Genomic DNA, 25,843 nt, shown 5'->3' with positions numbered 1-25,843 from the left:
CTCAGAGCCGCCCCTGGATCGTCGTGGCGGTCTTCTCGCCCACTCCGGAGACCGACTGGAGTTCGTCGGGCGAGGCCGCGCGCACCCCGTCGACGCTGCCGAAGCGCCGGAGCAGGCGCTTTCTGGTCTGGGGACCGATACCGGGAACGTCGTCGAGAACGGTCGAGACGTCGTCGCGCAGCGTCTGGTGGTACTGGACCGCGAACCGATGGGACTCGTCGCGAACGCGCTGGAGCAGGTGGCGCTCGGGCGCGTCGTCGGGCCACGCGAAACTCCCATCGGGGGTGACGACGCGCTCTTCGGCCTTCGCCAGCCCGATCGCGGGGACGTCCCAGCCGACTTCGGAGAGCGCATCGCGTGCGGCGGTCAACTGCCCCTCGCCGCCGTCGATGAGCAGTAAGTCGGGATCCGGCCTGTCATCTCGACCCTCGACCGCTCTGCGTGCGCGCCATGCCACGAGCGCGTGCATGTTGGCGTAGTCGTCGTTCTCGTCGTCGAGTTTCTTCCGTCGATAGTCGGATTTCTCGGGACTGCCGTCGACGAACGTCACGTCGCTGCCGACGGCGGCCCGGCCCTGCGCGTGGCTCACGTCGAACCCCTCGATCCTGTTCGTGCGCTCGATGCCGAGGCGGTCGGCGAGCGCCGCCGTCCCGTCGGCCTTTCCGCGTCCGCGACGGGCGTTCTTGAGCGCCAGCTCCACGAGAGTCGCTTCGCGTCCCGCACCGGGGACGCGCACCGCGACGCCCTCGCCGTCGAGCCAGTCGTCGAGTTCGTCGTCGGTGAACCGTTCGGAGAGCAGCAGTGCGTCGGGCAGCGAGCGCTCGGCGTAATACTGGACGATGAACGCCGCGAGCACGCTCCCCACTCCCTCCTCGCCGTCGTCGGGCACCGAGAGCGTGTGGCGGTCGCGCTCGACGAGCTGGCCGCCCTCGCTGTGTAATTTGGCGACCGTCGCGCGCTCGCCTTCGACGACCGCACCGAGTACGTCGACCCACTCCTCGCTGGTGGGGGCCGACACGGCCTCGCCGCCACCCTCGTGGAACGACTCCACGACCTGGAGCTTGTCGCGCAGGTTCGCGGCCCGCTCGAAGTTCTGCTCCGCCGTGGCCCGCTCCATCTCACGGCGCAACGGGTCGGCGAGCAGCCCTGGACTCCCCTCGAAAAAGCGCTCGACGGACTCGACGTCGGCGATGTACTCCTCTCCACCGATCTCGCCGGTACACGGCGCGGTGCAGAGCCCGAGATCGTGATCGAGACAGGGTCGATCGCGCCCGGAAAACTTGTGATCGGAACAGCCCCGCACGCCGTAGGTCTCCCGGAGCGCCTTCACGACGGTCTCGACGCGCCCGCGCTCGGTGTAGGGTCCGAACGCCACCGCCCCGGGGTTGGGGTCGCGCGTGATCTCGATGCGCGGGAACTCGTGATCGGTGAGCTGGACGAGCGGATAGGACTTGTCGTCCTTCAGACGGACGTTGTAGCGCGGCTGATGGCGTTTGATCAGGTTCGCTTCGAGCAGGAGTGCCTGCGTCTCGGTGTCAGTGACCGCACATTCGATCTCCTCGGCGCGCTCGACCATCCTCGCGATGCGCCGCGAGCGCGGGTCGGCGTACGAGCGCACCCGATCGCGGATATCGACGGCCTTGCCGACGTAGAGCGTCGTCTCACCCTCCTGGAACTGATAGACGCCAGGTTCGCGTGGGAGCTCGCCGGCGTGCTCACGGACGTGCGCTGCGTCCATCAGCTACTGAAGGCACGCGAGGTGTTTGATACTGTCGATCAGAGCCATTGCACGCGCCGATCGCGTTCACGGCTCCAGCGATCACGATACGTCCGATCGACGATCAGTCGGACGGGTTCTCCTCGTGTGGCGAGCGCGCGGCCTCCGGGCCGTGGCCATCGAGGCTGATGATGTTCTCGCGCCCGATCGAGAGCTTCTCGACGCTGCCGTCCTCGTTCATCGACGAGAGCAGTCGGCTCACCTTCGCCTTCGACCACTCGGTTCGCTCGACGATCTGTGACTGTTTCATCCGCCCGCCATGATCGCGCAGCAGCGCCAGTACGCGGTCCTCGTCGGTCATCGGCATCGGCTCGGCGATCTCGGTCGTGGGCTCCGTATCGGTGGCTGCATCCCCATCGTCCGCCGGCTCGGTCGCCGGCTCATCCGAATCCGAGCCCAGCTGTAGCAGGCTGCCGTCGCGTTCGCGCCACCGACGACGGACGAACGCGGCGACGGCCACGACGACGGCGACGACGAGGAGCGCGCCGACGACGAGCCAGATCGGTGTCAGATCGTTGGTCGGGTTCGTTCCGAGCATCGCTTCGAGATCGTCGTCGAGCCCGTCGCCGTCGGTGTCGCTCGCGGTCGGATCGGTGCCGCGCTGGACTTCGATCCCGTCGCGGATGCCGTCACCGTCGCTGTCGGGGTCCTGCGGGTCGGAGCCGTACTGGTTGACCTCCGCGCCGTCGGTCAGTCCGTCGGCATCCATGTCCGGGTTCGAGACGTTGTAGCCCGCCTCGACCTCGCGGGCGTTCGTCAACCCGTCGCCGTCGAAGTCACCCTGTCGACGGAGCACCGTCACGGGGACGGTCGTGCGGTCGAGCACCGTCGCGTTGCTCGCGTTCGAGAGCTTCTGGAGCTCGACGGCGAGTCTCTGCTCGCCGGTGGCGTTCTGCGGCCACGTGACGTTGGTGAACTCGGCGGTGCCGTTGGTGCCGTTCGGCAGCGCTTCGAGCCCACAGTCGAGCGTTCGCGTCGCTCCCTTCCGATCGGCACCGAGACAGACGCGGTAGTTACGGGCGTCCGGTTGGTCGGCGAAGCCGACGCTGACGTTGAGCGACTCGTCGCTCCAGAGATACGTCGAGCTGTTTGCGGGATCGTTGGTGATGACGCCGCTGCCCGAGACCTCGATCGTGCCGATGCCGTCGTTCGACTGCGCGACGGCCGGGACGGCGGCGCTGGCGAGTACCACCAGACAGAGCACTCCTGCCAAGATACGCACGCCGTCGCTCATCCTTCGCCTATCTTCTGCGTGCGCTCGGTATTATACTGTCGGTCAGTCGGTAGCTGCACATATCCCGCCCGATCGATCTCTCCTATCGGCTGTCGGACCGACACAGCGCCATCAGCACGGCGATATCGCTATCGACGAATGTGGTCGATAAAAACGAACGGTCGGCAGCACCGACCGCGTATCGGTTTTGAGAGGGCTGGGGACCGAATTTAGGCCGCAGCTTCGGTCGTCGTGTTGCCCATCGTCTCGGTACCTTCCATCTCCGTACCCATGTCGGTACCTTCCATCATGGTCTCTTCCTCGCCCATCATGGTCGTCTCTTCGCCGTCTTCCATCATGGTCTCCTCACCGTCTTCCATCATCGTCGTCTCTTCGGCCATGCCGCCGTCTTCCATCATGGTGGTTTCCTCGGCAGCACCGCCGTCCATCGCAGTCGTTCCTTCGCTACTGTTGTTACCGCCACCGCCGCCCATACAGCCAGCGAAGACGAGCAGCGCGGCAACGAGACCGACCGCCAGAACGCGCCGTGAGGGGAGCCGCTCCCCGAGCGCGTCGAATGGTTTGCTTGTCATGCGTTCTGCACTCGACACCAGCAGCCTCGACCACATAAATAGCCCGTCCTGTTCCGACTGTTGCGGACCGTTACAGCCGCTGAGAAGCCGATTCACGCGCTTTTCTTCATGTTCGAACAACACGTGTCTGACGCTTGGCTGACGACTGTCCGCCACGTGCGCCCCGCGCCAGCCGGCTCGCGAGCCGATCGCCGTCGCCCGCGGCCAACGGTCCCTTTTCGAGCGCCACGTACTGCACGAAACGACGATTTCAATTCCGATATCCAACCGTTTCACACCCGAAACGGTTGGTTTTACGTTGTTTTTCTCGCCCGATCGCCGTTTCTCGCGGTGGTCAATCGAGGGCCGGCGGGCGCCCTCGGTGTGGATCCGTCGTTGAGCGCGACGAAGGGGAAAGCACATACTACGGTGTCGAAAACACCCCCACATGGCAGCCATCGAACTCGATGGAGTGACCAAGCGCTACGACGGCGGGCTCGGGCTCCCGGGCCGATCGAGCGATCCCGTCGAGGCGCTTTCGGATCTCGACCTGACGGTCCGAGAGGGCGACATCTACGGCTTTCTCGGGCCGAACGGGGCGGGGAAATCGACGACGATCAACGTGCTGCTCGATTTCGTTCGGCCGACGGCGGGGAGCGCGCGCGTGCTCGATCTCGACGCCCGCACCGAGAGCCAGCAGGTGCGCGAGCGCGTCGGGGTGCTTCCGGAGGGGTTCTCGCCGTACGACCGCCTGACCGGCCGCCAGCATCTCGATTTCGCCATCGAGTCGAAGGACGCCGCCGATAGCCCATCCGAAATCGCCGAACGAGTGGGGATCGCCGACGCGCTCGACCGGAAGGCCGGCGGCTACTCGAAAGGGATGGCCCAGCGCCTCGTCCTCGGGATGGCGCTCGTCGGCCAGCCTGACCTGCTGATCCTCGACGAACCCTCGACGGGTCTCGATCCGAACGGCGCGCGCGAGATGCGCGACATCGTCCGTGCCGAGCGCGATCGCGGCGCGACGGTGTTCTTCTCCAGTCACGTCCTCGGGCAGGTCGAACCGGTCTGTGATCGGGTCGGCATCCTCCGGGACGGCGAACTCGTCGCCGAGGACACCGTCGAGGGGCTGCGCGAGGCCGCCGGCGGCGAGACGACGCTCACGATCGACGTCGAGCGCCTGCCCGACGACGCGGTGACGGCGGTCCGCGCGCTCGACGGCGTCTCGACGGTCCGTGCGGACGGACAGCGACTGACCGTCGACTGTGCGGACGGCGCGAAGACCACGGTGTTGTCGACGCTCGAGGATAACGGCGCGCCGGTGGCCGATTTCGACACGACGGGGGCCTCGCTCGAAGAGGTCTTCGCGAGCTACACCACCGGCGAGCCGGAGGTCCGCGCGTGAGCACGCTCGCGGTCGCGCGCAAGGACTTTCAGGACGCGATCCGCTCGCGGGTGCTGCTCGGGCTGACAGGTCTGTTCGTGCTGTTCGTCGCGGGCGCATCGTATTTCTTCGCGCGCATCCAGCCAGCACCGGGTGGCGGCGATCCGACGGCGCTGGTGCTCATCTTCTCGCTGCTGACGCCCGCGAGCCTGCTCGTGCCGATCATCGGGCTGGCGCTCGGCTACAAGGCCGTCGCCGGCGAGCGCGAGAGCGGACGCATCAAGCTGCTGCTCTCGCTGCCCCACTCCCGGCTCGACGTCGTGCTCGGGAAGACGCTCGGCCGCACGAGCGTGCTCGTCGTCCCGATCATCGTCGGGTTCGCCGTCGGCGCGGCGGTGATCTTCTGGCAGTCGAGTCGTTTCACGCCGGTGAACTATCTCGCGTTCGCGTTCGTGACCGTCCTGCTTGGACTGGCCTATATCGCGATCGGCGTCGCGATCTCCTCGGCGACGACTTCGACGTTTCGCGCGCTCATCGGCGGCATCTCGCTGCTCGCCGTCCTGGAGTTCCTCTGGCAACAGGTGCTCATCGCGGTCGTCTACCTCGTGAACGGGCTCAGCCTGCCCCAGCAGCCGCCCGGCGACTGGTACTACTTCCTGCAGAACCTCCCTCCGGGCAGCGCGTACAGCAGCGCCGCACGGTCGCTGCTCCCCCAGAACCCGACGACGCTCGCCATCACCGGGCCGACCCCCGACGCGTTCTATCTCCAGGACTGGTTCGGGTTCGTGATCCTCGCGGTCTGGATCGTCGTCCCGCTCGTACTGGGCTATCTCCGTTTCGAGGGGACCGACCTCTAAGATCCACTCCCGTCAGAGATCGATCCCGCGTTCGTCGAGCAGCGCCACGAACTCCTCCTCGGTGAGTTCGGGCACCTCCTCCTGTGCGGCATCGTCGCGCTTCGTCTGCCCGGGGTTTTCGCCGACCACCAGGTAGTCGGTGTTGCCCGAGACGCTTCCTGTGCTACTCGCCCCGTGCTGTTCGACGAGGCTTTCGGCCTCCTCACGCGTCAGTTCCGACAACCCGCCCGTGAACACGAACGTCTCGTCGGCGAGTGCGTCGCCGCGCTCGCGCTCAACCGACTCGGGTTCGACGCCGCGCTCGCGCAGGCCGGCGACCGTTTCCCGGTTCTGCTCGCTGTCGAAGAACTCGCGGATCTCGCTCGCGACGCGCGGGCCGATGTCCGGTACTTCGCGGAGATCCTCCTCGCTCGCGTCCATCAGTGCGTCTAGCGTCCCAAACTCGTAGGCGAGGCTCTCGGCGGTCGTCGATCCCACTTCGGGGACGCCGAGTGCGGTGAGGAACACCGGGAGCGGGGGTTCTTTCGCCGCATCGAGCTCCGCCCGGAGGTTCGCCGCACTCTTCTCGCCCCACCCATTCAGGCGGGCGAGATCCGCCTCCCGGAGATCGTAGAGATCGGGGATCGACTCGACCAGCTCCGCGTCCAGCAGCTGATCGATGCGCTCCTCGCCCAGCCCCTCGATGTCGAGACCCTCGCGGCTGGCGTAGTGTTCGAGCGCGCGCTGGAGCTGTGCGGGACAGGCCACTCCGCCCGTACAGAACGCGAGCGGGCCGTCACGCTCGATCACACTCTCGCAGATCGGACAGCGATCGGGGAACTCGAAGGTGCCCTCGCCGCCATCCTCGACGACCTCGACGACGTACGGGATCACGTCGCCCGCGCGCTGGAGGCGCACCCGATCGCCGGTGTTCACGCCGAGTTCTTCAACCTCACCGGGGTTGTGCAGCGTCGCCCGCGAGACCTCGACGCCGCCGACCTCGACGGGATCGAGCAGCGCGACCGGCGTCGCCCGCCCCGTCCGACCGATCTGCACGGTGATTTCGGTGATTCGTGTGATCTCGCTCCGCGCGGGGAACTTGTAGGCGTAGGCCCAGCGCGGCGCACGCGCGGTCGTCCCGAGCCGCTCGCAGGCCGCGAGATCGTTCACCTTGAACACCGTCCCGTCGATCTCGTAGTTCAGCTCCTCGCGCGCCTCGCCGAGGCGATTCCGGTAGTCGATGGCCTCTTCGATGCTCCCGACGACGTCCATCCGGTCGTTGACGGGCAGCCCCCACTCCGGCAGTTTCCGGTACTGTTCGTCGTGGCTCGCGAACGCGTAGCTCGTTTCGAGCACGCCGAAGAAGAAACACGCGAGCGGGCGCTCGGCGGTGATGGCGGGGTCGAGCTGGCGGAGCGTGCCCGCGGCCGCGTTTCTCGGGTTCGCGAACGGGTCGTCGCCACGCTCGACGCGCTCGCGGTTGTGCTCGGCGAAGGCGTCGCGCGGCATGTAGACCTCGCCGCGCACGGCCAGATAGTCGGGATACTCCCCTCGGAGACGCTGGGGAACCGAGCCGATGGTGCGGACGTTCTGGGTCACGTCGTCGCCCTCGCGACCGTCTCCACGGGTCGCGGCGCGCTCGTAGACGCCGTCCTCGTAGACGACCTCGATCGAGAGCCCGTCGAACTTCGGCTCGCAGACGTACTCGATCCCGTCACCTCCATCTTTGAACTCCGTGAGCGACTGCTGGCCGCCCGTCTCTCCGAGTTCGCGACGCACGCGCTCGTCGAACTCCCGAACCTCCTCGGGATCGCCGCTGGAGTCGATCGAGAGCATCGGCGCGACGTGGTCCACGGTCGCGAGCTCGTCGAGCGGTTCGCCGCCGATGCGCCGGGTCGGGCTCGTCTCGGTCGCGATGTCGAAGGCGTCTTCGAGCGATTCGAGTCGGGAGAAGAGCGCGTCGTAGGTCCGATCCGGAACCTGCGGGTCGGCCTCGATGTAGTACCGGTGATCGTGTCGACGGATCGCCTCGCGCAGCTGCTCGGCCTGCTCGCGCGCCTGCTCCTCGTCGAGCGTTGCGAGGTCGTCGAACTCCGTCGGCGGATCGCGGAGATAGGGGTTGTCCGCGTCCGCGGTGTCCGAGGCGGTCATTGCCCAAGCTATTCCGGGACTCCGCTTAGGTGGTTCGCCTCGGCGCAATCCCGGTCAAACTCTCCTCTCTTGCTCGTGCGGGTCGATTGATCATTGGTCATTTGTGGGTACAGTTCGTGCGCTCAGTAATACATTCCTTCGAAGGATAGTTCAGAAATCCATATCAATCAGTGATTCCGTTTGCTTCTGCAGTAGTAAGGACGGTGCATATCTGAGTGCGGCATTCCGAAACCTCGCCACAATTGGATGTTTGATTTGCGCCAGTCTACCCTGGATTCGTGACTGACGACACACGGATTCCGCTCGCTCTTTGCGACGAGCTTCGTAGTCCGCGAGCGCACGACGGGTGGTCCCGTGAGTGGCTATGGAATCGGCAAGAACGATAGCGTCCTCCATCGCTTGTGCACTTCCTTGCGCGAGATTTGGTGTCATCGCATGCGCAGCATCACCGAGGAGAGCAACGCGGCCGCTGGTCCAGTGGGTGAGTCGTGGCAGATCGGTCAGTGGTGTGCGGAGCAGCGTCTCGTCGTTGGTTCTGGCGATGAGGTCTGGAATGGGATCGACGAATTTTCGATATCGCTCGGCGAGTTTACTGGCGGTGGCTTCGGGTGCTGTCTCGGTGGGTGACGCCACGATCGAGGCAAACCAGTACACCTGCTTGTCACCGACCGGAAAATAGCCAAAACGCAATCCTTGACCCCAAAACTCCATTCCTTTCGGACTGATGTCATCGGGAACTGTTACATCAACGAGGCCTCGATAGGCCACTTCACCAACGTATCGTGGCTGATTGCCTGGAAAGACGTGCTCTCGAACGGTCGAGTCGATACCATCGGCACCGATAACGAGGTTTGCCGTTTTTTCGTTTCCAGCAGCGAACTGAATCGCGGGCTGCTCCGAGCCGATTCCCTCACATTCCATCCCGAGTCGCAGCCGTTCTTTGGAGAGTCGTTCGACGAGGATGGACTGAAGATCCGCCCGGTGGATAGCTATCATGACATGATCGAGCCCGAGTCGGTTTGCAGGGGCACGAAAATCCATCGGCATGAGCAACTGCCCTTCTTCGGTTCGTAGCTCGATCCGATCCAGAACGACGCCCTGCTCGATAACGGCATCGGCGACACCGAGTTCGTTGAGCGCTTGCATTCCGTTCGGACCGATTCCGATTCCGAACCCAACGGGGCGAAGTTCGTTCGTCCTCTCGAACACGATTGGATCGAAGCCGCGGTTCTGTAGTCCAATAGCTGTGCAGAGTCCGCCGATCCCGGCACCGATGATTGCGACATCAGCCATCCGTACGATCGAGTAACTGTGCCGGCCACTTGACGATCCACCTTCTTCGAATCGTTGATCGCCCTCACCGCTACCGTGGCAAGTACGGCGATAACGCCGGGGCTTATGTGAGCCGAGGCGGATACACGGCCATGAGCGACGACTTTCTCCTGCTGAACCCCGGGCCGGTGCCGATCACCGATGCGGTCCGCGAGGCGATGGACGCACCGATGGTCTCGCACCGCTCGGCCGAGTTCGAGGCGGTCTACGAGCGTGCCCAGGACGGCCTGGAGTACGTCTTCGAACACTCGACGCCGGAAGAAGAGGCGACCAGCGCCGGCGGCACCGGTCTGGTTCTCAACGGGACGGCGACGATGGGGATGGAGGCCGCCGTCGCCAACCTCACGGACGCCGAGAGCGAGGTCGTCGCGCTCGTCAACGGGAAGTTCGGCCGGCGGTTCAAGCGCATCGCCGAGCGCTACGCCCGCGTGACGCCGGTCGACGTCACGTGGGGCGAGGCGTTCGACCTCGATACGGTCGCCGAGCACGTCACCGACGACACCGATCTCGTGACGATGGTCCACAACGAGACCAGCACCGGCATCCTGAACCCCGTCGCCGAGGTCGGCGAGATCGCGACGGAGCACGACGCCCGGTTCGTCGTCGACGGCGTCACCTCGATCGGCGGCGACGTCTTCCGGATCGACGACTGGAACGTCGACGTCGCCATCACGGACTCACAGAAGGCGCTCGCCGCACCACCGGGGATCAGCGCGCTGTACGTGGCCGACCGCGCGGTCGAACATCTGGACGGCGAGCGCGCGCCCTTCTACGCCGACCTGGAGTGGCATCTCCGCAAGGCCACCGACCACCAGACGCCGTTCACGAGCGCCGTCCCGCTGTTCCGCGCGCTCGCGATCGCTGTCGAGGCAATCGAGGCCGAGGGGATGGACAGCCGCATCGGCCGCCATCGCCGGCAGGCCGCCGCCTTCCGTGCCGGGTTCGCCGCGATGGGGCTCGAGAGCTTTCCGACGCTCGACGACGCCAGCGAGCGCTCGAACACCGTCACGGCGATCGAACTGCCCGAGTCCGTGCGCGAAAACCCCGAGGAGTTCTTCGATGCCGTCGCCGAGCGCAACGTCTCGATCAGCGGCGGCCAGGCCCATCTCGGCGGGGAGATCTTCCGGGTGAGCAACATGGGGCAGCTCGCCGACGAGCAAGTGCTCCGCGGTGTCGAGACGGTCGGCGAAGCGCTCGCCGACGTCGGCTACGACGCTGATCCTGCGGCGGGCCGCGATGCCGCGCGCACCGAACTCTAAATCGGGTTCTACTCTTCGTCCGCGTCCTCGACGTCGATCTCGGTCCAGTCGGCGTCCGTCTCGTCCGTCGGTCCGAACGCCATCTCCGTTCCCCGGACTGCGTCGCCGAGCCCCTCACCGAGCCGTTCGCTGTCGCCGATCGTCCGGACCTGCTCGGCGAGCGCGTCGATGTCGACGTTCTCGACGAGCGCCACCGCGGCCGCCTCGCCGACGCGACCGCCGACCTCGCTGCCGGCCGACTCCTTCACGACGCGGCCGAGCAGCCCGCTGCTGCTCGCGCCCTTGGCGGCCAGCCGCCCGACGAGCGCGCCGAGGACCTTCCCGAGTCGTTCGTACTCGACGGCGTCGTCGAGCGCCGCGCCATCGGCGAGCGCGTCGAGGTCGATGCCCTCGATCAGCTCCGTGATGGCATCGCCCGCGTAGTACGCTTCCATGCCGCGCTCGATCGCCTCTTCGGGGGTATCGTCGTCCATTATCGAAGCCTATCGCGGCCGACGGATATGACTGTTCCCAGCAGATGCAGCGGTGCTCGATCACCATCGCCGACGGCGACATTTGCCGTAACTCGTGGTTATAGATGGGACGCGATATATGCACCACGTACATGACCGACGCAGAGGGGCGCGGGTTCGGTACGCGCTGCGTCCACGCCGGCCAGACGGCGGACGCGGCGACCGGTGCCCGTGCACCGCCGCTCTACCAAACGACCTCCTACGCCTTCGAGGACGCCGATCGGGCTGCTGATCTCTACGCGCTCGACGCCGAGGGCGACGTTTATTCGCGGATCTCGAACCCGACAGTTCAGATGCTCGAAAACCGCCTGGCGGATCTCGAAAACGGCACCGATGCGCTCTGCACTGCATCGGGAATGGCCGCCCTCGACGCCGCGACGCTCGTCCTCGCCGGGACCGGTGACAACGTGGTGAGCGCCGCTTCTATCTACGGTGGCACGCACACCTATCTCAGCGACACCGCCGCCCGCCGCGGGATCGAGGCTCGGTTCGTCGACACGCTCGATCCCGCAGCCTACGCCGACGCGATCGACGAGCACACGGCGTACGTCCACTGCGAGACGATCGGCAACCCCTCGCTCGTCACGCCGGAGATCGAGGAAGTCGCCGACGTGGCCCACGATCACGGTGTGCCCTTGCTGGTGGACAACACGTTCGCCACGCCCGCTCTCTGTCGCCCGCTCGATCACGGCGCGGACCTCGTCTGGGAGTCGACGACGAAGTGGCTCCACGGTGCGGGCACGACGATCGGCGGCGCGCTCGTCGACGGCGGCTCGTTCCCGTGGGCCGACCATCCCGAGAAATATCCAGAGATCGGCGGCCCGAACCCCGCCTTCCACGGACTGAACTTCGCCGAACAGTTCGGCGAGCGCGCGTTCACCGCCGCCGCCCGCCAGCGTGGCCTCCGCAGCCTCGGCGGGAGTCAGTCGCCGTTCGACGCCTGGCTCACCCTCCAGGGGCTCGAAACCCTCCATCTCAGAATGGAGCGCCACGCCGAGAACGCCCTCCGGGTGGCCGAGTATCTCGCCGACCACGATTCGGTCGCGTGGGTCGCCTATCCGGGACTCGAAGAGCACGAAACACACGCGAACGCCCGCGCGTATCTCGACGGCGGGTTCGGCGGCATGATCGCGTTCGGCCTCTCAGGGGGGTACGAGGCCGGGAAACGCCTCTGTGAGGACGTCGAACTCGCCAGCTTTCTGGCGAACGTCGGCGACGCGAAGACCCTCGTGATCCATCCGGCGAGCACGACCCACGCTCAACTCTCGGAGGCCGACCAGCGTGCCTCGGGCGTCACACCCGATCTCGTGCGGCTCTCGGTCGGCATCGAGGACGCGGCGGACATCGTCGCCGATCTGGAGGCGGCGATCGAATGACGACGCGCGACGTTCGCTCCCTCGGCGAGTTCACCTTCGAGTGTGGCGAGTCCATCCCGGAGCTCGAACTGGCCTACGAGACCCACGGCGAGTTCACCGGCGATAATGCCATACTGGTCTGTCACGCGCTCACCGGCAGTCACCACGTTGCCAGCGGTGGAAGGGGCGACTGGGCGACCGAAACGGACGGCCAGGCCCGCGCGTGGTGGGACGACATCGTCGGTCCCGGCAAGGCCATCGACACCACCGAGCAGTTCGTCGTCTGCGTGAACATTCCTGGCTCCTGCTACGGCTCGACGGGACCCGCTTCGACGAACCCCGAAACCGGCGAACCATACGGCACCGACTTCCCGCCGGTCACGGTCGCCGACTGGGCGCGCGCCCAGCGCCGCCTGCTCGACGATCTCGGGATCACGACGCTCGCGGCGGTCGTCGGCGGCAGCGTGGGAGGCATGAACGTGCTCGAATGGATCAAGCGCTATCCCGACCGCGTCGAGCGTGCGGTTCCCGTCGCGGCCGCTGCCCGCCTCGACGCCCAGTGCGTCGCGCTCGACGGTATCGCCCGCCGCGCGATCACGACCGACGCGAACTGGGCGGGCGGCGACTACTACGGCGGGACCGAACCCGACGACGGCCTGGCGCTCGCGCGCCAGCTCGGCCACCTGATGTATCTCTCGAAGGACTCGATGGCACGGAAGTTCGGCCGCCGAGCCGCCGGCCGCGACGCCGCCCGCGACGACTTCCCGGTCGACCCCGCGGCGGGCTTCTTCCCGTATCGCGACGTCGAGTCGTATCTCGACTACAACGCCGGCAAGTTCGTCGACCGTTTCGACGCGAACAGCTACCTCTATCTCACGCGCGCGATGGACGACTACGATCTCGCCGCCGGCCACACCTCGGATGCGGACGCGCTCCGGGCTTTCGACGGCGAAGTGCTCGTGATGAGTTTCACCGGCGACTGGCACTTCACGACCGAACAGTCGGAATCGCTCGCCGAGGCGTGTCGCACGGCGGGCGTCGACGTCGCCCACCACGTCGTCGACTCCGATCACGGCCACGACGCCTTCCTGGTCGAACCGGAGAACGTCGGTCCGCCGATCGCCGACTTCCTCGCTCACGGCACCGCCGGCCGCGCCGTGACCGACACCACTACCGACACGGGCGAGTCGTTCGCGCCCGTCCACGCCAGCCTGTTCGGCGACTGAATCAGTCGAGCCGCTCGGCGAGCAGTGCCTGCAGCTCTTCCATCGATTCGACCACGGCGTCACAGTGCGGCTCGACCGCCGGTTTCGGCTCGTAGCCCACAGCGAACCCCGCAGTCCGGAGCATCGGCAGGTCGTTCGCGCCGTCGCCGACGGCGATCGTCTCCTCGATGTCGATACCGGCGTTGTTCGCCACTGCCCGGAGCGCGTCGTCCTTCGTCCCCTCGACGAGCGGGCCCGATACCTCGCCGGTGAGGCGTCGTTCCTCGAACTCGAGCTGGTTGGCAACGATCGCGTCGACGGGCGTCTCCGACCGCGCGAGCACGCTCTCGACGCCGCGGCCGAACCCGCCCGTGACGATCGCGGTCACGACGCCAGCGTCGTTCAGCTCCTGGATCAGATCGCTCGCTCCGGAGCGCAGCACGACGTTCTCGACGCCCGCCTCGACGCCTTCGACCGGGAGGCCCTCCAGCAACGAGACGCGCTCGCGGAGACTCTCGGCGTACTCGATCTCGTCGTTCATCGCCCGCTCGGTGATCGTCGCCATCTCCTCGGCGACGCCGTACTGTTCGCCGAGCAGCACGCTCATCTCCGAGTCCGAGAGGGTGCCGTCGAAGTCGAACGCGACCAGTTTCATACCCGCCCATCGGCCCGCCGGGTTCAAAACGTTCGCATCCGTGCCGCCCGATCGGCCGGCGAGACGTGCCAGTGAAGAAAGGGTTAACCCTCCTGCGTCGGAGGGTTCGACATGAAGGTACTCGTCACGGACCCCATCGCCGAGCCGGGCCTCACGCGCCTGCGCGAGGCCGGCCACACCGTCGAAACGGCCTACGACGCCGAAGGTGACACCCTCCTCGAAGCGATCGCCGACGCGAGCGCGCTCGTCGTCCGCTCGGGCACCGAAGTCACGGCCGAACTGCTCGACGCCGCTCCCGATCTCGCGATCGTCGGCCGGGCGGGCATCGGCGTCGACAACATCGACATCGACGCCGCCACCGAACGGGGCGTCATCGTCGCCAACGCCCCCGAGGGCAACGTCCGCGCGGCCGCCGAGCACACCGTCGCGATGACGTTCGCCGCCGCGCGCTCGATCCCGCAGGCCCACGCCCGCCTCAAGACTGGCGAGTGGGCCAAAGGCGACTATCTGGGGACGGAACTCGACGGCGCGACGCTCGGCATCGTCGGCTTCGGCCGCGTCGGCCAGGAGGTCGCGAAGAAACTCGACAGCCTCGGCATGGAACTCGTCGCCTACGACCCCTACATCTCCGAGGAGCGTGCCGCGAACCTCGGTGCGGAGCTCGTCGAACTCGACGACTGTCTCGCGCGCGCGGACGTTCTGACGATGCACACGCCGCTGACGCCCGAGACGGAGGATCTCGTCGGCGAGGAAGAGTTGGAGCGGCTCGGCGACGGCTATCTCGTCAACTGCGCACGCGGCGGCGTCGTCGACGAGCGCGCGCTCGCGGCCGCCGTCGACGACGGGACGCTGGCGGGCGCGGCGATCGACGTCTTCGCCGACGAACCGCTCGACGCCGACAGCCCGCTCCTGCGCGTCGACGACGTGATCGTGACGCCCCATCTCGGCGCGAGCACGCACGCCGCCCAGAAGAACGTCGCCACCGACATCGCCGATCAGGTGCTCTCGGCGATCCGCGGCGAGCCGGTGATGAACGCGCTCAACGCGCCCTCGATGGACGCGAGCGCGTTCCCCCGCGTCGAGCCGTATCTCGACATCGCCTCCACGGCGGGGAAGATCGCCACCCAACTGCTCGACGGGCGCGTCGAGGGCGTCGAAGTCACCTACGCGGGCGACATCGCCGGCGAGGAGGTCGATCTCGTGACCGCGAGCGCCCTTCAAGGGGTCTTCGAACCGCTCGAATGGCAGGTCAACGCCGTCAACGCACCGCGCATCGCCGAAGAGCGCGGCATCGACGTGACCGAATCGAAGACCCACACCGCCGCCGACTTCCAGTCGCTCGTGACCGTCACGGTCCGGAACGGCGGCACGGAGATCGGCGTCTGTGGCACGCTGTTCGCCGGCGAGGACCCCCGGATCGTCCGCATCGACGGCTTCCGCGTCGACGCGATCCCGTCGGGTCACATGCTCGTCGCGCGCAACGAGGACGAGCCGGGTCTGATCGGCTTCATCGGCACTGTCCTCGGGGACGCGGACGTCAACATCGCGGGCATGTTCAACGCCCGCGAGACGATCGGCGGCGAGGCGCTGTCGGTCTACAACCTCGACGAACCGGTCACCGACGAGCTGCGCGAGCGCCTCGAAGCCGACGAGCGCGTCATCGACACGACCTATATCGCGCTCAACGGCACGGAGTGATCTCGACCACAACTATATAATGGTCGTTCCGTGTAGTGGCTGAAGTATGAGTACTGACGGGGGGAGCCCCGGCGATCCGACCGACGAGTACGACGAGGGATTGGCCGACAGCAGCGACGACGAGCGCAGCATCGAGTTCTACGGCGGGCGCTGGCTGAGCGCGCTCCCGCTCGCGATCTTCGTCGTCTGGGCGGTCTTTCAGAGCGGCGTCCTCCAGATCGGCGACACGCAGGGGTTGGTCGCGGGGATGCTCATCGCCCTCATCGTCGGGATGTTCTTCGTCAAGGGCGACTGGAAGCAGTACGCGAACACCATCTTCGAGGGGATGACCCAACCCGTGGCGGCGACGGCCATCGTCGCCTGGCTCTGGGCCGGCATGTTCGCCGACACCCTCCAGGCCGGCGGGTTCGTCGACGGCCTCATCTGGGCGGCGACCGCCCTCGATATCGGTGCGGCGCTGTTCCCGGCGGCGGCCTACATCCTCGCGGGCCTGCTTGCGACCGGTATCGGCACCGGCTACGGGACGGTCGTCGCGTTCACGACGCTGTTCTTCCCGGCGGGCGTGCTGCTCGGGGCGAACCCGGTGCTCACGTTCGCGGCGATCCTCTCGGGGGCTGTCTTCGGCGACAACCTCGCTCCGGTGAGCGACACGACGATCGTCAGCGCCGTCACGCAGGATTCGGACATCGGCGGCGTCGTCTCCTCACGGTTCAAATACGCCGCCGTCGCGGCGATCATCGCGCTGCCGGCCTACATCGTCGCCGGGAGCCTGATGGACGGCGTCGACGTCGCCCAGCAGGCCGGCGGCCTGCTCACCGAGAACAGCAACCCGCTCGGTCTCGTCCATCTCCTCTCGGTCGCGGTCGTCATCGGCACGGCGATCAGCGGCCGTCACATCGTCGAGGCGATCTCGTGGGGACTGATCACCTCGGCGGTGCTGAACGTCGTCACCGGGCTGGCGAGCGTGAGCGATATGCTCGTCTTTCAGGCCCCACAGGGCTCCGGCATCGCGCAATCGCTCTCCGGCCTCCCGTTCATCGAACTCGTCCAGAGTTCGGAGACGGGTGTCGCCGGCAGCATCTACAGCGGTGCGGTCGGTTTCTTCCCGCTGATCGTCCTCACGCTCCTGATCGTCGCCGGCGCGCAGATCCTCGTCCGCGGCGGCGGTTTCGAGGCGATGCAGGACTTCCTGCTCGGCTCGGTCGCGACGAGCCTCCGCCGGGCCGAGACCACGATGGTGCTCGGAACCGCCGCGATCAACGCGATGATCACGATCAACACGGCCGCCGAGATCGCCATCGCGCCGTATATCGCCCGCATCGGCGAGCGGTTCAACATCAACGGCTACCGCCGTGCGAACATCCTCGACGCGAACACCTCGGCGCTCGGCTACATCTTCCCGTGGGGCGGCGGCCTGCTCGCTGGCTACACGGCCATGCTGGGACTGCCCGAGCAGTACGGCTGGTTTACCCAGTCGATGCTGGTCAACCCGGCGGAGGTCTGGCCGTTCGTCTTCCACGGCTGGCTGCTGTTCTTCGTCTTCATCATTGCTGCCCTGACCGGCTTCGGGCTCGAGTACACGTCCGACCGCGAGACGGGTGAGGTGGCACGCGTATGAGCCGTCTCGCTGCGTTCACCGAAGGGCTCAAATTCCGGACGAGCAAGCCCAGTTATGACCCCGGCACGGAGTTCCGGGCGTTCGTCACCGGCTACGAGAACGGGACCGCGCTCGTTCGCCTCGGCGACAGCGTGCTCCACATTCCGGACGCCCCGCCGAACCTGCTCGACACGCAGGTACCCATCCGCGTCGAATCGTTCGACGACAACGACCACACGGGACAGGCGTCGCTGCTCGACGGCTTCGACGACGAAGGGAACTGAGCGGCGTCCGCGTTCGACCACTTCCGAGCGTGCGCGCTCACTCGCGGGCGAGTTTTTCGTAGGTCTCCGCGTGAATCTCGCGATCGATCTCCGCGAGTCGCAGCACTGCTTCGCGTCGCTCGGCTTCTGATTCGGGGTTTCGAACCCGCTCGCGGAGTTCCGCACGCTCGTCCCGGTAGCTCGATGGAGTGGTCTGTGCCATCATCTCGCTCACCGATACGTCGGCCCCGGTATTCACTCCTTGGCCGATAAATGGACGGTAGAAAACAGTCTCACAAACGGTGTCTTTCCGTGCATAGCGAGCACGGCCTGAACCGTTGCATCGGACGAGGCCCGATCGTCCGGCCGTCTAGTCGCTCAGGTGATCCAGGATCGCTTCGGTATCGTTCGCCACCGGCTCCGGCTCGGCCCCCGCGGCGGCGGCCGCATCGGGGTCCTTCAGCAGGTGGCCGGTCGTCAGACAGACCACGTCCTCGCTCTCGTCGACGACGCCCTCCTCGCGGAGTTTGCGCAGACCGGCGACGCTGGCCGCGCTCGCGGGTTCGACGCCGACGCCCTCCTCGGCGAGCGCGCGCTGGGCGTCGGTGATCTCGTCGTCGGCGACCGCGACCGCGGTGCCGCCGGTCGCCCGGATACCGGGGAGGGCCTTCGGCGCGTTGACCGGGTTGCCGATCCGGATGGCCGTCGCACGCGTCTCGACGTCCTCCCAGCGCTCGGTGTCCGCGTACCCCTCCTCGATGGCCTCGACCATCGGTGCGGCCCCCGCGGCCTGGACGCCGGTCAGCATCGGCACCTCGTCCTCGGCGAGCGCGCCCGCTTGGACGAGCTCGCGGAAGGCCTTGTAGAGCGCCGCCGTGTTGCCGGCGTTGCCGACGGGGAGGACGATCCGATCCGGGACCCGTCCGTAGTCGTCGCGGAACGCTTCGAGGATCTCGAAGCCGATCGTCTTCTGGCCCTCAAGCCGGAAGGGGTTGAGCGAGTTGAGCAGGTAGGCCTCGCCGCGGTCGGCGAGTTCGCTCACGATGTCGAGACAGGCGTCGAAGTTGCCGTCGACTTCCAGAATGCGTGCGCCGTGGAGGGCGGCCTGGGCCACTTTGCCGGCGGCGACCTTGCCCGCGGGGAGCAGGACGAGCGTCTCCAGGTCGGCGCGTCCGCCGTAGGCCGCGAGCGCGGCGCTCGTGTTGCCCGTCGAGGCACAGGCCAGCCGCGAGACGCCGAGCTCCTCGGCGACCCGCACTCCGACGGTCATCCCTCGATCCTTGAAGCTACCCGTCGGGTTCATCCCCTCGTGTTTGACGCGCAGGCTCCGTACTCCGACGTCGGCTTCGAGTCGGGGGACCTCGTGGAGCGGCGTGTCGCCCTCGGGCAGCGAGACACCGTGATCGAAGGGTAACGCCGCGTCGTAGCGCCAGACGCCACGACCCGAGAACTCCTCGAACGTCGGATACTGCTCGTAGCGCGCTTCGAGCAGCCCGCCGCAGTCGGGACAGCGGTAGGTCGGTTCGTCGAACGGTGCGAGCTGTTCGCCGCACTCGATACAGGTGAGCCAGACGCCGCCGTCGGCGCAGTCGGGGGTGGCCGCGGCGAGGCTGAGGTCGGACATGTGCGCGCCTCGGGGGCAGCGGGCAAAAGTCGGCTGGTTCGCACACAACAAGCGTGGTGCTTACCCACGCGTGGCCCCAACCACGGACATGAGTCAGCGGACGACGCGTCGGCGGTATCTCGGCGCGCTCGGGACGACGCTTGCCGCCTCGATTGCCGGCTGTTCCGGCGTCCTCGGCGGCGAGAACACGACGAACGGATCGTCGACGACAGGGACGCCGTCGGGGACCGCGACGAACGCCAACCGCTCCGCGCCGAGTCCGTACACGCAGGTCTACCGCGACACGATCGACTCAGTCGTTCTCATCAGCGTCACCAGTCGATCGGGTCAGGGTGGACAGGGCTCGGGATTCGTTTTCCGTGGGGACCACGTCGTCACGAACGCCCACGTCGTCAGCGATGCGAGCGACGTCCAGGTTCGATTCTCCAAGGGGCAGTGGCGCTCGGCGTCGGTCGTCGGCACGGACCCGTCGAGCGATCTCGCCGTCGTCGAGGTACGGAACAGGCCTCAGTACGCCGACCCGCTTTCGCTGGTCGAGTCGGAGCCTGCCATCGGTACGGAGGCGGTCGCCATCGGCAACCCGTTCGGGCTGGAAGGCTCGGTTACGTCGGGACTCGTCAGCGGCGTCGATCGCTCGATCCCCGCGCCGAACGGCTACATGATCCCCGACGCGATCCAGACCGGCGCGCCGGTCAACCCGGGCAACTCGGGCGGCCCGCTCGTCGATCTCGACGGCCGGGTCATCGGCGTCATCAGCTCCGGCGGCGGCGAGAACCTCGCCTTCGCCATCTCGGCGGCGCTCGTCGAGCGCGTCGTGCCGTCGCTCATCGAGAACGGTGAGTACGAGCACGCCTACATGGGCGTCGGGCTGCAGACCGTCACGCCTGACCTCGCCGATCGGGTGGGTCTCGATCGCCCACGTGGCGTGGCCGTCACACAGGTCAGTCAGGATGGCCCGTCGGACGGCACGCTCAAGCAGGGCGATGTCATCGTCGGTCTCGGCGGCGAGAAGATCGCCGGCCGCCAGCAGCTCTCCTCGTATCTCGCGCTCCAGGCGTCGCCGGGCGACACGGTCGACGTCACGGTGTTGCGAAACGGCGAGCGCCGGACGCTCTCACTCACGCTCGGCAGCCGGCCGGAACAGCCCGGTGCGTTCGAGCGCACGCCCGAATCGGGCTAGCTCGCCCGCACGCCTATTCGAGCGCTTCGTCGCCGAACTCGTCGATACGCGAGTGGACGTAGGCGGTCCACTCGTCGAGCGTCTCGTGCATCAGTTCTTTCGCCTCGGGCAGCGGCGTCGCGGTGTACTGATAGACGTGGCCGCCGCCGTCGAGCAGTCGGCGACCGCGTTCGGCGAGGCCTTTCTCCCGCAGCGTCGACAGGGATCTGTTGACGTTCGAGCGATCACGATCCAGCTCCTCGGCGAGCTCCGCGACCGTGCTCTCCGGGCGATCGCACAGCGTCCGATAGGTCCGTGTCTCGTGGCGCTGGATGTCGAAGACACAGATCATCACCTCCGCGAATCCCGGCTCGGAGTCGACCATCAGATCGCGAAATCGCTGCGGGTCCGGGTCGGAGTCGGCCATGCGAACCGTTTGGCGAGCCGGGAAATAAATATCCGCCCGCGGTCGTTCCACTACTATGGGAACTAACGCGCGTCGAGCAGGAAGGCCAGCAGCCCTTTCTGGGCGTGTAGGCGGTTTTCGGCCTGTCGCCAGACGAGCGAGCGCTCGCTCTCGATCACCGTGTCGGTGATCTCCTCGCCGCGGTGGGCCGGCAGGCAGTGCAGCACGCGCGCGTCGGTCCCTGCGAGCAGCTGCTCGCTCAGCTGGAAGCCGCTCTCCTGGAAGGCGATGCGCTTCTCCGCACCACCCGTCTCGCCCATGCTCACCAAGACGTCGGTGTAGACCGCGTCGGCATCGGTGACTGCCCGCTCGGGATCGTCGGTCGTCGTCGGCCGCGCACCGAGTTCGGCCGCTCGCTCCAGTACATCGTCGTCGATCCCGTATCCCTCGGGCGTCGCCACGGTGAGATCGATGCCGGCGAGTGCACAGCCCAGCACGAACGATTGAGCGACGTTGTTGCCGTCGCCGACCCACGCGATCCGTGAGTCGAAACCGACCGTCTCGCGGATCGTGAGCAGGTCGGCGAGCGTCTGGCAGGGGTGGGCGTCGTCGGTCAGACCGTTGACGATCGGAACGGTGGCGTGGGCGGCGAGCTCTTCGAGGTCCGCGTGGTCGAACAGCCGCACCATCGCGCAGTCGACGAAGCCCGAGAGCGTGCGCGCGGTGTCCTTCAGGGGTTCGCGCTCGCCGAGCCCGATGTCCTCCGGGCCGAGGAAGATGGCGTGGCCGCCGAGTTGGGTCATTCCGGTCTCGAAGGAGATGCGCGTCCGCGCGCTCGGTTTCTCGAAGACCATGCCCAACGTCTGTCGTTCGAGCAGCGGCTCGCGCTCGCCGCGATTGACCTGTGCTTTGAGCTCACTCGCCGTGTCGAGCACTGTCGTCAGTTCGTCCGCCGAGAGATCGTCGATATCGGTGAAATGCCGGGTCATGTCTCCCCCGTGATCCGTTCGGCGACGGTACAGAGCACCTCGACGCTCGTGTCGAACTCCGCGAGCGGGAGGCGCTCGTCGGGCGCGTGATCGAAGTCCGAATCGCCCGGCCCGTAGGTGATCATCGGGCAATCCCAGGCGCGATAGATGTTCATATCGCTGGTGCCCGTCTTGCGGAGGCTGCGCGGCTCGCCGTCTTCTTCCCGGATCGCCGCGCGGAACGCGCTCGCGAGCGGCGTCCTTGGGCTCGACATCACGGGATCGACGCTGTCGTGCCAGCGAACAGTACCTGTATCGAGCTCGCCATCGGCCATCTCACGTACCTCGTCGACGGTGAGGCTCGGCGGCACGCGCAGCTGGACGTCCATCGTCGCCTCGACCGAGAGCCCGTCGTCACTCACGCCGCCCGCGATCGCGGTGGCCTTCGGCGTGACGCGCTCGAAGACGGGTGTCCACTCCTCGCCCTCGTCGACGGTCGCCTTCACTCGTGCCCACCACTCCATCGCGTCCTCGATGGCGTTGTTCTCGGGGCGTGAGGTGTGGCCGGACTCGCTCGTGGCGACGTAGGTGCCCGCGAGCAGGCCCCGGTAGCCGAAGGTGACGCCGTCCCAGCCCGAGGGCTCGCCGTTGATCACCGCTTCGGGAGGCTCGCGCGTCGAAACGAGATGGCGCGCGCCGTCGGAATCGGTCTCCTCGCCGACGACGCCCGCGAAACTCACTCCCGTGCGCACGGCCGCGACCGCCATCGCCGCGAGCGGGCCGGTCGCGTCGACGCTGCCGCGCCCCCAGAGGACTTCCTCGTCGCCATCCGCCTCGACCCGAACCGGGATCTCGCCGGGCACGGTGTCGATGTGGGAGGTCAGCAGTACGGTGTCGTCCGCGGGCGCGCGAACGTTGCCGACCGCGTCGATCGTCGCTTCGCGCCCGTGTGCTTCGAAGAAATCGACGAGGCGCTCCGCGCAGGCGCGCTCCTCGCCGGTCGGCGAGGGAGTTTCGACGAGCGAGACGAGCAGGTCGCGCGCCCGTCTCGCCGAGACGCTTGCGACGCTCTCGCTCACGATTCCCCTCCTAGGACGGACGCGAGCGCGTCGACCACCCGGTCGGCGTCCGCTTCGTCCATCACCAGCGGCGGGAGCAGTCTGACGACCGACCGGCCGGCCGGCAGCGCCAGGATCGAGTGATCGAGCGCGAGATCGCGGAGAAGTCGGTTGGCCCCGCGCTTGACCTCGATGCCGACCATCAGTCCCATGCCACGGATCTCGCGGACGTCGTCGCCGACCGCCGCCCGGAGTTCGGTTTCGAGATAGTCGCCCACGTCTCCGGCGTGTGCTGGGATCTCCTCTTCGACCAGCGTCGAGAGGGTTGCGTCGATGGCGGCGCTCACGACCGGTCCCCCGCTAAACGTCGAGTTGTGCGAGCCGTGGCTCTCGGCGATCCAGTCCGCACAGAGCGCCGCGCCGGCGGGCAGGCCGTTCGCCAGCCCCTTCGCCGTCGTGAGCACGTCGGGCGTCACACCCTCGTGCTCGCAGGCCCACAGTTTCCCTGTTCTTCCCATCCCGGTCTGCACTTCGTCGAGGATCAGGGCTGCGTCCGCGCGCTCGGTGTGTTCTCGCGCTGCCGCGAGATAGCCCTCGGGCGGGCGATTGATGCCCCCCTCACCCTGGACGGGTTCGAGGATCAGCGCGGCCGTCTCCTCGTCGACCGCATCCGCGAGCGCCTCGCTATCCCCGTAGGGAACGAACTCGACGTCGCCGATCAGCGGCTCGTAGGGGTCGCGATACTCGTTCTTCCACGTGGTCGCGAGCGCGCCCATCGTCCGCCCGTGGAACCCCTGCATCGTGGCGACGATCTTCGATTTTCCAGTCGCACTCCGGGCGAACTTCAGCGCTGCTTCGTTCGCCTCCGTACCAGAGTTACAGAGCCAGACGTTCTCCAGTCCCCCGGGCGCGGCGGCTTCGAGCGCCGCGTTCGCCCGTTCGCGCGCCGCGACGGGATAGGAGGCTTGCACGAACGTCAACCGTTCCAGCTGTTCGCGGATCGCCTCGGTCACTGCCGGATGGGTGTGGCCGAGCGGTGCGCAGGCGTAGCTCGCCCCGCAGTCGAGATACTCGTCGTCGTTCTCGCCGTAGAGGTGGACGCCTTCGCCGCGTTCGAGACGGATCGGTTTCTCGGCGTGGACGAAGCCGCTCATGCCTCGACCTCCCCGAGTACGCCGGGCAGGAGCTGCGTCCCGCCGCCATCGAGCGCCGATCGAATGGGATTCTCGGCATTGGCGTCGGCGACGACGACCGACGCCGCACCGCCGTCGAGCGCCTCCGTGGCCGCCATCACCTTCTTGCCCATGAACCCCTCGGCGACCGACTCGACCCGTTCGAGCTCTTGGGGTGTTGTCGCCCGCTCGATGAGCGTTTCCGGGTCGTCCGGATCGTCGAGCACGCCCGGGACGTCGGTCAGCACGATCAGGGTCGCGTCGAGCGCGCCGGCGACCGCCGCGGCCGCGCGGTCGGCGTCTGCATTAACGGGCGTCCCGTCGTCAGCTACCATCGGTACCGTCACGACCGGCGTGTAGCCGTCAGCGAGCAGCGATTCGAGCAGGTCGTCGTTGACCGACTCGATCTTGCCGGAGTGCTCGCCGCGGCGGATCTTCGTTTTTCCATCCTCGACGACCTTCACCGCGGACTTCCGCGGCCCGGTCAGCAGTCCGCCGTCGACGCCGGACAGTCCGAGCGCGTCCACACCGTTCGCCCGCAACTGCGCGGTGAGATCGGTGTTCAGCTTTCCGGGGAGCACCATCTCGAAGACCTCCATCGTACGCTCGTCGGTGAACCGCCCGACCACACCACTGGGCGTCTCGACGTATTCGGGTTCGTCGCCCAACTCTTCGAGCGTCTCGTCGACCGCCGTCGAGCCACCGTGGACGACGACGCAGTCCTCGCCCCCGTCGACGAGCGCCGCCACGTCCGCAACCGCACCCGCGGGATTCACTGCTCGCGCGCCGCCGACTTTCACGACGACGGTCATCAGGGCGCCCCCACGGGGTGTAGCCCCTGAAAGTCGAGTCCGGCGGTCTCCTCGAACCCGCAGGAAATATTTGCCGCGTGGACGGCCTGGCCCGCCGAGCCCTTCATCATGTTGTCGATCGCCGAAAAGACGACGATGCGTTCGTTGCTCGGATCGAGCTCGAACCCGACCTCTGCGTAGTTGGTGCCCGCTACTGCTTTCGGCTCGGGGTAGCGATAGACGCCCGTGCCGCCGGCCACGAGCCTGACGAACGGTTCGTCATCGTAGGTCTCGCGAAAGGCTCCCCAGAGATCGCCGGTCGTCACCGGTTCGTTCGGGAAGACGTGGCAGGTCGCCGCTGCGCCACGGGTCATGTCGACCGCGTGGGCCGAAAACGCCGTCTCGCAGCCGAACTCGGCCTGGATTTCGGCCTCGTGGCGGTGGCCCGTCGGCGCGTACGGCCTGACGACGCCCGAGCGCTCGGCGTGCGAGGACGCCTTCGAGCTTCCGGCACCGCCCTCCGACGAGCCGACCTTCACGTCCACCACCAGCTGCTCGCTCCCGTCCAAAATGCCGCCGTCGAACAGCGGTGCGAGCCCGAGGATGGTGGCGGTCGCGTTGCAGCCACCCGCCGCGATCAGCGACGCACCCGACAGTTCGTCACGGTTGCGCTCGGGGAGCGCGTACACCGATTCCTCCAGGAGTTCGGGCCGGCTGTGGCCGTCGTACCACTCGTCGTACTCGGCCTCGCTATCCAGTCTGAAGTCGGCGCTCAGATCGACGACCGTGTCGGCCGCCTCCCGGAAGGCGTCGATATGCTCCATCGAAACTCCATGAGGAGTGGCAGCGAACAGCGCGT

The 25,843-nt window shown here is 67.3% G+C and carries 24 protein-coding genes; 9 read left to right on the top strand and 15 right to left on the bottom strand.

The window, feature by feature from the left end:
- Nucleotide 1: 1 nt before the first annotated feature.
- From C451_RS10090 to C451_RS10080, 3 genes are all read right to left on the bottom strand, one after another.
- Complete coding sequence (locus tag C451_RS10090; RefSeq protein WP_007740252.1) at nucleotides 2-1,738, bottom strand: excinuclease ABC subunit C; 1,737 nt, start codon at nucleotides 1,736-1,738, stop codon at nucleotides 2-4.
- 103 nt (nucleotides 1,739-1,841) lie between these two features.
- Entirely contained in the window at nucleotides 1,842-3,011 is a 1,170-nt protein-coding gene (locus C451_RS10085) for a helix-turn-helix transcriptional regulator (protein ID WP_007740250.1), read from the bottom strand.
- A gap of 209 nt (nucleotides 3,012-3,220) precedes the next feature.
- Nucleotides 3,221-3,583: a hypothetical protein gene (locus C451_RS10080; protein WP_080503534.1), complete on the bottom strand. Its 363-nt coding sequence runs from the start codon at nucleotides 3,581-3,583 to the stop codon at nucleotides 3,221-3,223.
- A gap of 427 nt (nucleotides 3,584-4,010) precedes the next feature.
- On the opposite strand from C451_RS10080, the gene C451_RS10075 reads away from it, so the two are divergent.
- Both C451_RS10075 and C451_RS10070 read left to right on the top strand, forming a co-directional pair.
- Complete coding sequence (locus C451_RS10075; RefSeq protein WP_007740247.1) at nucleotides 4,011-4,964, top strand: ABC transporter ATP-binding protein; 954 nt, start codon at nucleotides 4,011-4,013, stop codon at nucleotides 4,962-4,964.
- Nucleotides 4,961-5,800 (top strand): ABC transporter permease, encoded by an 840-nt coding sequence (locus C451_RS10070; RefSeq protein ID WP_007740246.1) that lies wholly within the window; start codon nucleotides 4,961-4,963, stop codon nucleotides 5,798-5,800. Before C451_RS10075 ends, C451_RS10070 begins: the two co-directional genes overlap by 4 nt.
- A gap of 12 nt (nucleotides 5,801-5,812) precedes the next feature.
- On the opposite strand, the gene ligA is transcribed toward C451_RS10070, so the two are convergent.
- Both ligA and C451_RS10060 read right to left on the bottom strand, forming a co-directional pair.
- Nucleotides 5,813-7,930 (bottom strand): NAD-dependent DNA ligase LigA, encoded by a 2,118-nt coding sequence (gene ligA / locus C451_RS10065; protein WP_007740245.1) that lies wholly within the window; start codon nucleotides 7,928-7,930, stop codon nucleotides 5,813-5,815.
- A 150-nt stretch (nucleotides 7,931-8,080) separates the two neighbouring features.
- Complete coding sequence (locus C451_RS10060) at nucleotides 8,081-9,223, bottom strand: FAD-dependent monooxygenase (RefSeq protein WP_007740244.1); 1,143 nt, start codon at nucleotides 9,221-9,223, stop codon at nucleotides 8,081-8,083.
- Nucleotides 9,224-9,354: 131 nt separating this feature from the next.
- Here C451_RS10060 and C451_RS10055 point away from each other — a divergent pair, with 131 nt between their 5' ends.
- Nucleotides 9,355-10,521: a pyridoxal-phosphate-dependent aminotransferase family protein gene (locus C451_RS10055; protein ID WP_007740243.1), complete on the top strand. Its 1,167-nt coding sequence runs from the start codon at nucleotides 9,355-9,357 to the stop codon at nucleotides 10,519-10,521.
- A gap of 8 nt (nucleotides 10,522-10,529) precedes the next feature.
- Here C451_RS10055 and C451_RS10050 read toward each other — a convergent pair whose 3' ends face one another.
- Nucleotides 10,530-10,994 (bottom strand): hypothetical protein, encoded by a 465-nt coding sequence (locus C451_RS10050; protein WP_007740242.1) that lies wholly within the window; start codon nucleotides 10,992-10,994, stop codon nucleotides 10,530-10,532.
- A gap of 131 nt (nucleotides 10,995-11,125) precedes the next feature.
- On the opposite strand from C451_RS10050, the gene C451_RS10045 reads away from it, so the two are divergent.
- A complete protein-coding gene (locus C451_RS10045; protein WP_007740241.1) occupies nucleotides 11,126-12,409 on the top strand; it encodes an O-acetylhomoserine aminocarboxypropyltransferase/cysteine synthase family protein in 1,284 nt (427 codons plus the stop codon).
- Nucleotides 12,406-13,614, top strand: a complete 1,209-nt coding sequence (gene metX / locus C451_RS10040; protein ID WP_007740240.1) for a homoserine O-acetyltransferase MetX — start codon at nucleotides 12,406-12,408, stop codon at nucleotides 13,612-13,614. Before C451_RS10045 ends, metX begins: the two co-directional genes overlap by 4 nt.
- 1 nt (nucleotide 13,615) lies before the next feature.
- On the opposite strand, the gene serB is transcribed toward metX, so the two are convergent.
- Nucleotides 13,616-14,248 carry a phosphoserine phosphatase SerB gene (gene serB, locus C451_RS10035; RefSeq protein WP_007740239.1) on the bottom strand — a complete coding sequence of 211 codons (633 nt, stop codon included), beginning with the start codon at nucleotides 14,246-14,248 and terminating at the stop codon, nucleotides 13,616-13,618.
- 111 nt (nucleotides 14,249-14,359) lie between these two features.
- On the opposite strand from serB, the gene serA reads away from it, so the two are divergent.
- Genes serA through C451_RS10020 form a run of 3 tightly spaced genes read left to right on the top strand, consistent with a single transcriptional unit; the run spans nucleotide 14,360 to nucleotide 17,827 of the window.
- Nucleotides 14,360-15,946 carry a phosphoglycerate dehydrogenase gene (gene serA / locus C451_RS10030; RefSeq protein ID WP_007740237.1) on the top strand — a complete coding sequence of 529 codons (1,587 nt, stop codon included), beginning with the start codon at nucleotides 14,360-14,362 and terminating at the stop codon, nucleotides 15,944-15,946.
- Nucleotides 15,947-15,992: 46 nt separating this feature from the next.
- Nucleotides 15,993-17,564, top strand: coding sequence for a Na+/H+ antiporter NhaC family protein (locus C451_RS10025; RefSeq protein WP_007740234.1), 1,572 nt, complete (start codon nucleotides 15,993-15,995; stop codon nucleotides 17,562-17,564).
- The gene (locus tag C451_RS10020; protein ID WP_007740233.1) at nucleotides 17,561-17,827 is read left to right on the top strand and encodes a DUF7513 family protein; all 267 of its coding nucleotides are present in this window, start codon (nucleotides 17,561-17,563) and stop codon (nucleotides 17,825-17,827) included. Before C451_RS10025 ends, C451_RS10020 begins: the two co-directional genes overlap by 4 nt.
- 37 nt (nucleotides 17,828-17,864) lie before the next feature.
- Here the strand turns inward: C451_RS10020 and C451_RS10015 are convergent, their stop codons facing one another.
- On the bottom strand, nucleotides 17,865-18,065 hold the full coding sequence (locus C451_RS10015; RefSeq protein ID WP_007740231.1) for a hypothetical protein: 201 nt from the start codon (nucleotides 18,063-18,065) through the stop codon (nucleotides 17,865-17,867).
- A 111-nt stretch (nucleotides 18,066-18,176) separates the two neighbouring features.
- Entirely contained in the window at nucleotides 18,177-19,430 is a 1,254-nt protein-coding gene (thrC, locus tag C451_RS10010) for a threonine synthase (RefSeq protein WP_007740230.1), read from the bottom strand.
- Nucleotides 19,431-19,518: 88 nt separating this feature from the next.
- Between thrC and C451_RS10005 the strand changes: the two genes are divergently transcribed.
- Nucleotides 19,519-20,610, top strand: coding sequence for a S1C family serine protease (locus tag C451_RS10005; RefSeq protein WP_007740229.1), 1,092 nt, complete (start codon nucleotides 19,519-19,521; stop codon nucleotides 20,608-20,610).
- Nucleotides 20,611-20,623: 13 nt separating this feature from the next.
- Here C451_RS10005 and C451_RS10000 read toward each other — a convergent pair whose 3' ends face one another.
- The 6 genes from C451_RS10000 to argC form a co-directional block, all read right to left on the bottom strand.
- Nucleotides 20,624-21,016: a helix-turn-helix domain-containing protein gene (locus tag C451_RS10000; RefSeq protein ID WP_007740228.1), complete on the bottom strand. Its 393-nt coding sequence runs from the start codon at nucleotides 21,014-21,016 to the stop codon at nucleotides 20,624-20,626.
- A gap of 62 nt (nucleotides 21,017-21,078) precedes the next feature.
- Nucleotides 21,079-21,984 carry an ornithine carbamoyltransferase gene (argF, locus tag C451_RS09995; RefSeq protein WP_007740226.1) on the bottom strand — a complete coding sequence of 302 codons (906 nt, stop codon included), beginning with the start codon at nucleotides 21,982-21,984 and terminating at the stop codon, nucleotides 21,079-21,081.
- Nucleotides 21,981-23,042 carry a [LysW]-lysine hydrolase gene (locus C451_RS09990; protein WP_007740225.1) on the bottom strand — a complete coding sequence of 354 codons (1,062 nt, stop codon included), beginning with the start codon at nucleotides 23,040-23,042 and terminating at the stop codon, nucleotides 21,981-21,983. Before C451_RS09990 ends, argF begins: the two co-directional genes overlap by 4 nt.
- The gene (locus C451_RS09985; RefSeq protein WP_007740223.1) at nucleotides 23,039-24,175 is read right to left on the bottom strand and encodes an aspartate aminotransferase family protein; all 1,137 of its coding nucleotides are present in this window, start codon (nucleotides 24,173-24,175) and stop codon (nucleotides 23,039-23,041) included. The genes C451_RS09990 and C451_RS09985 overlap by 4 nt, the downstream gene beginning before the upstream one ends.
- Complete coding sequence (locus C451_RS09980) at nucleotides 24,172-25,005, bottom strand: acetylglutamate/acetylaminoadipate kinase (protein ID WP_007740221.1); 834 nt, start codon at nucleotides 25,003-25,005, stop codon at nucleotides 24,172-24,174. Before C451_RS09980 ends, C451_RS09985 begins: the two co-directional genes overlap by 4 nt.
- Nucleotides 25,005-25,843 (bottom strand): N-acetyl-gamma-glutamyl-phosphate reductase (argC, locus tag C451_RS09975; protein WP_049913082.1); only part of this gene is annotated, 839 nt, incomplete at its 5' end. The genes C451_RS09980 and argC, both read right to left, overlap by 1 nt.

It is taken from the genome of Halococcus thailandensis JCM 13552 (assembly GCF_000336715.1).
GTDB lineage: Archaea > Halobacteriota > Halobacteria > Halobacteriales > Halococcaceae > Halococcus > Halococcus thailandensis.
This window is presented reverse-complemented; position numbering and strand designations above follow the sequence as displayed.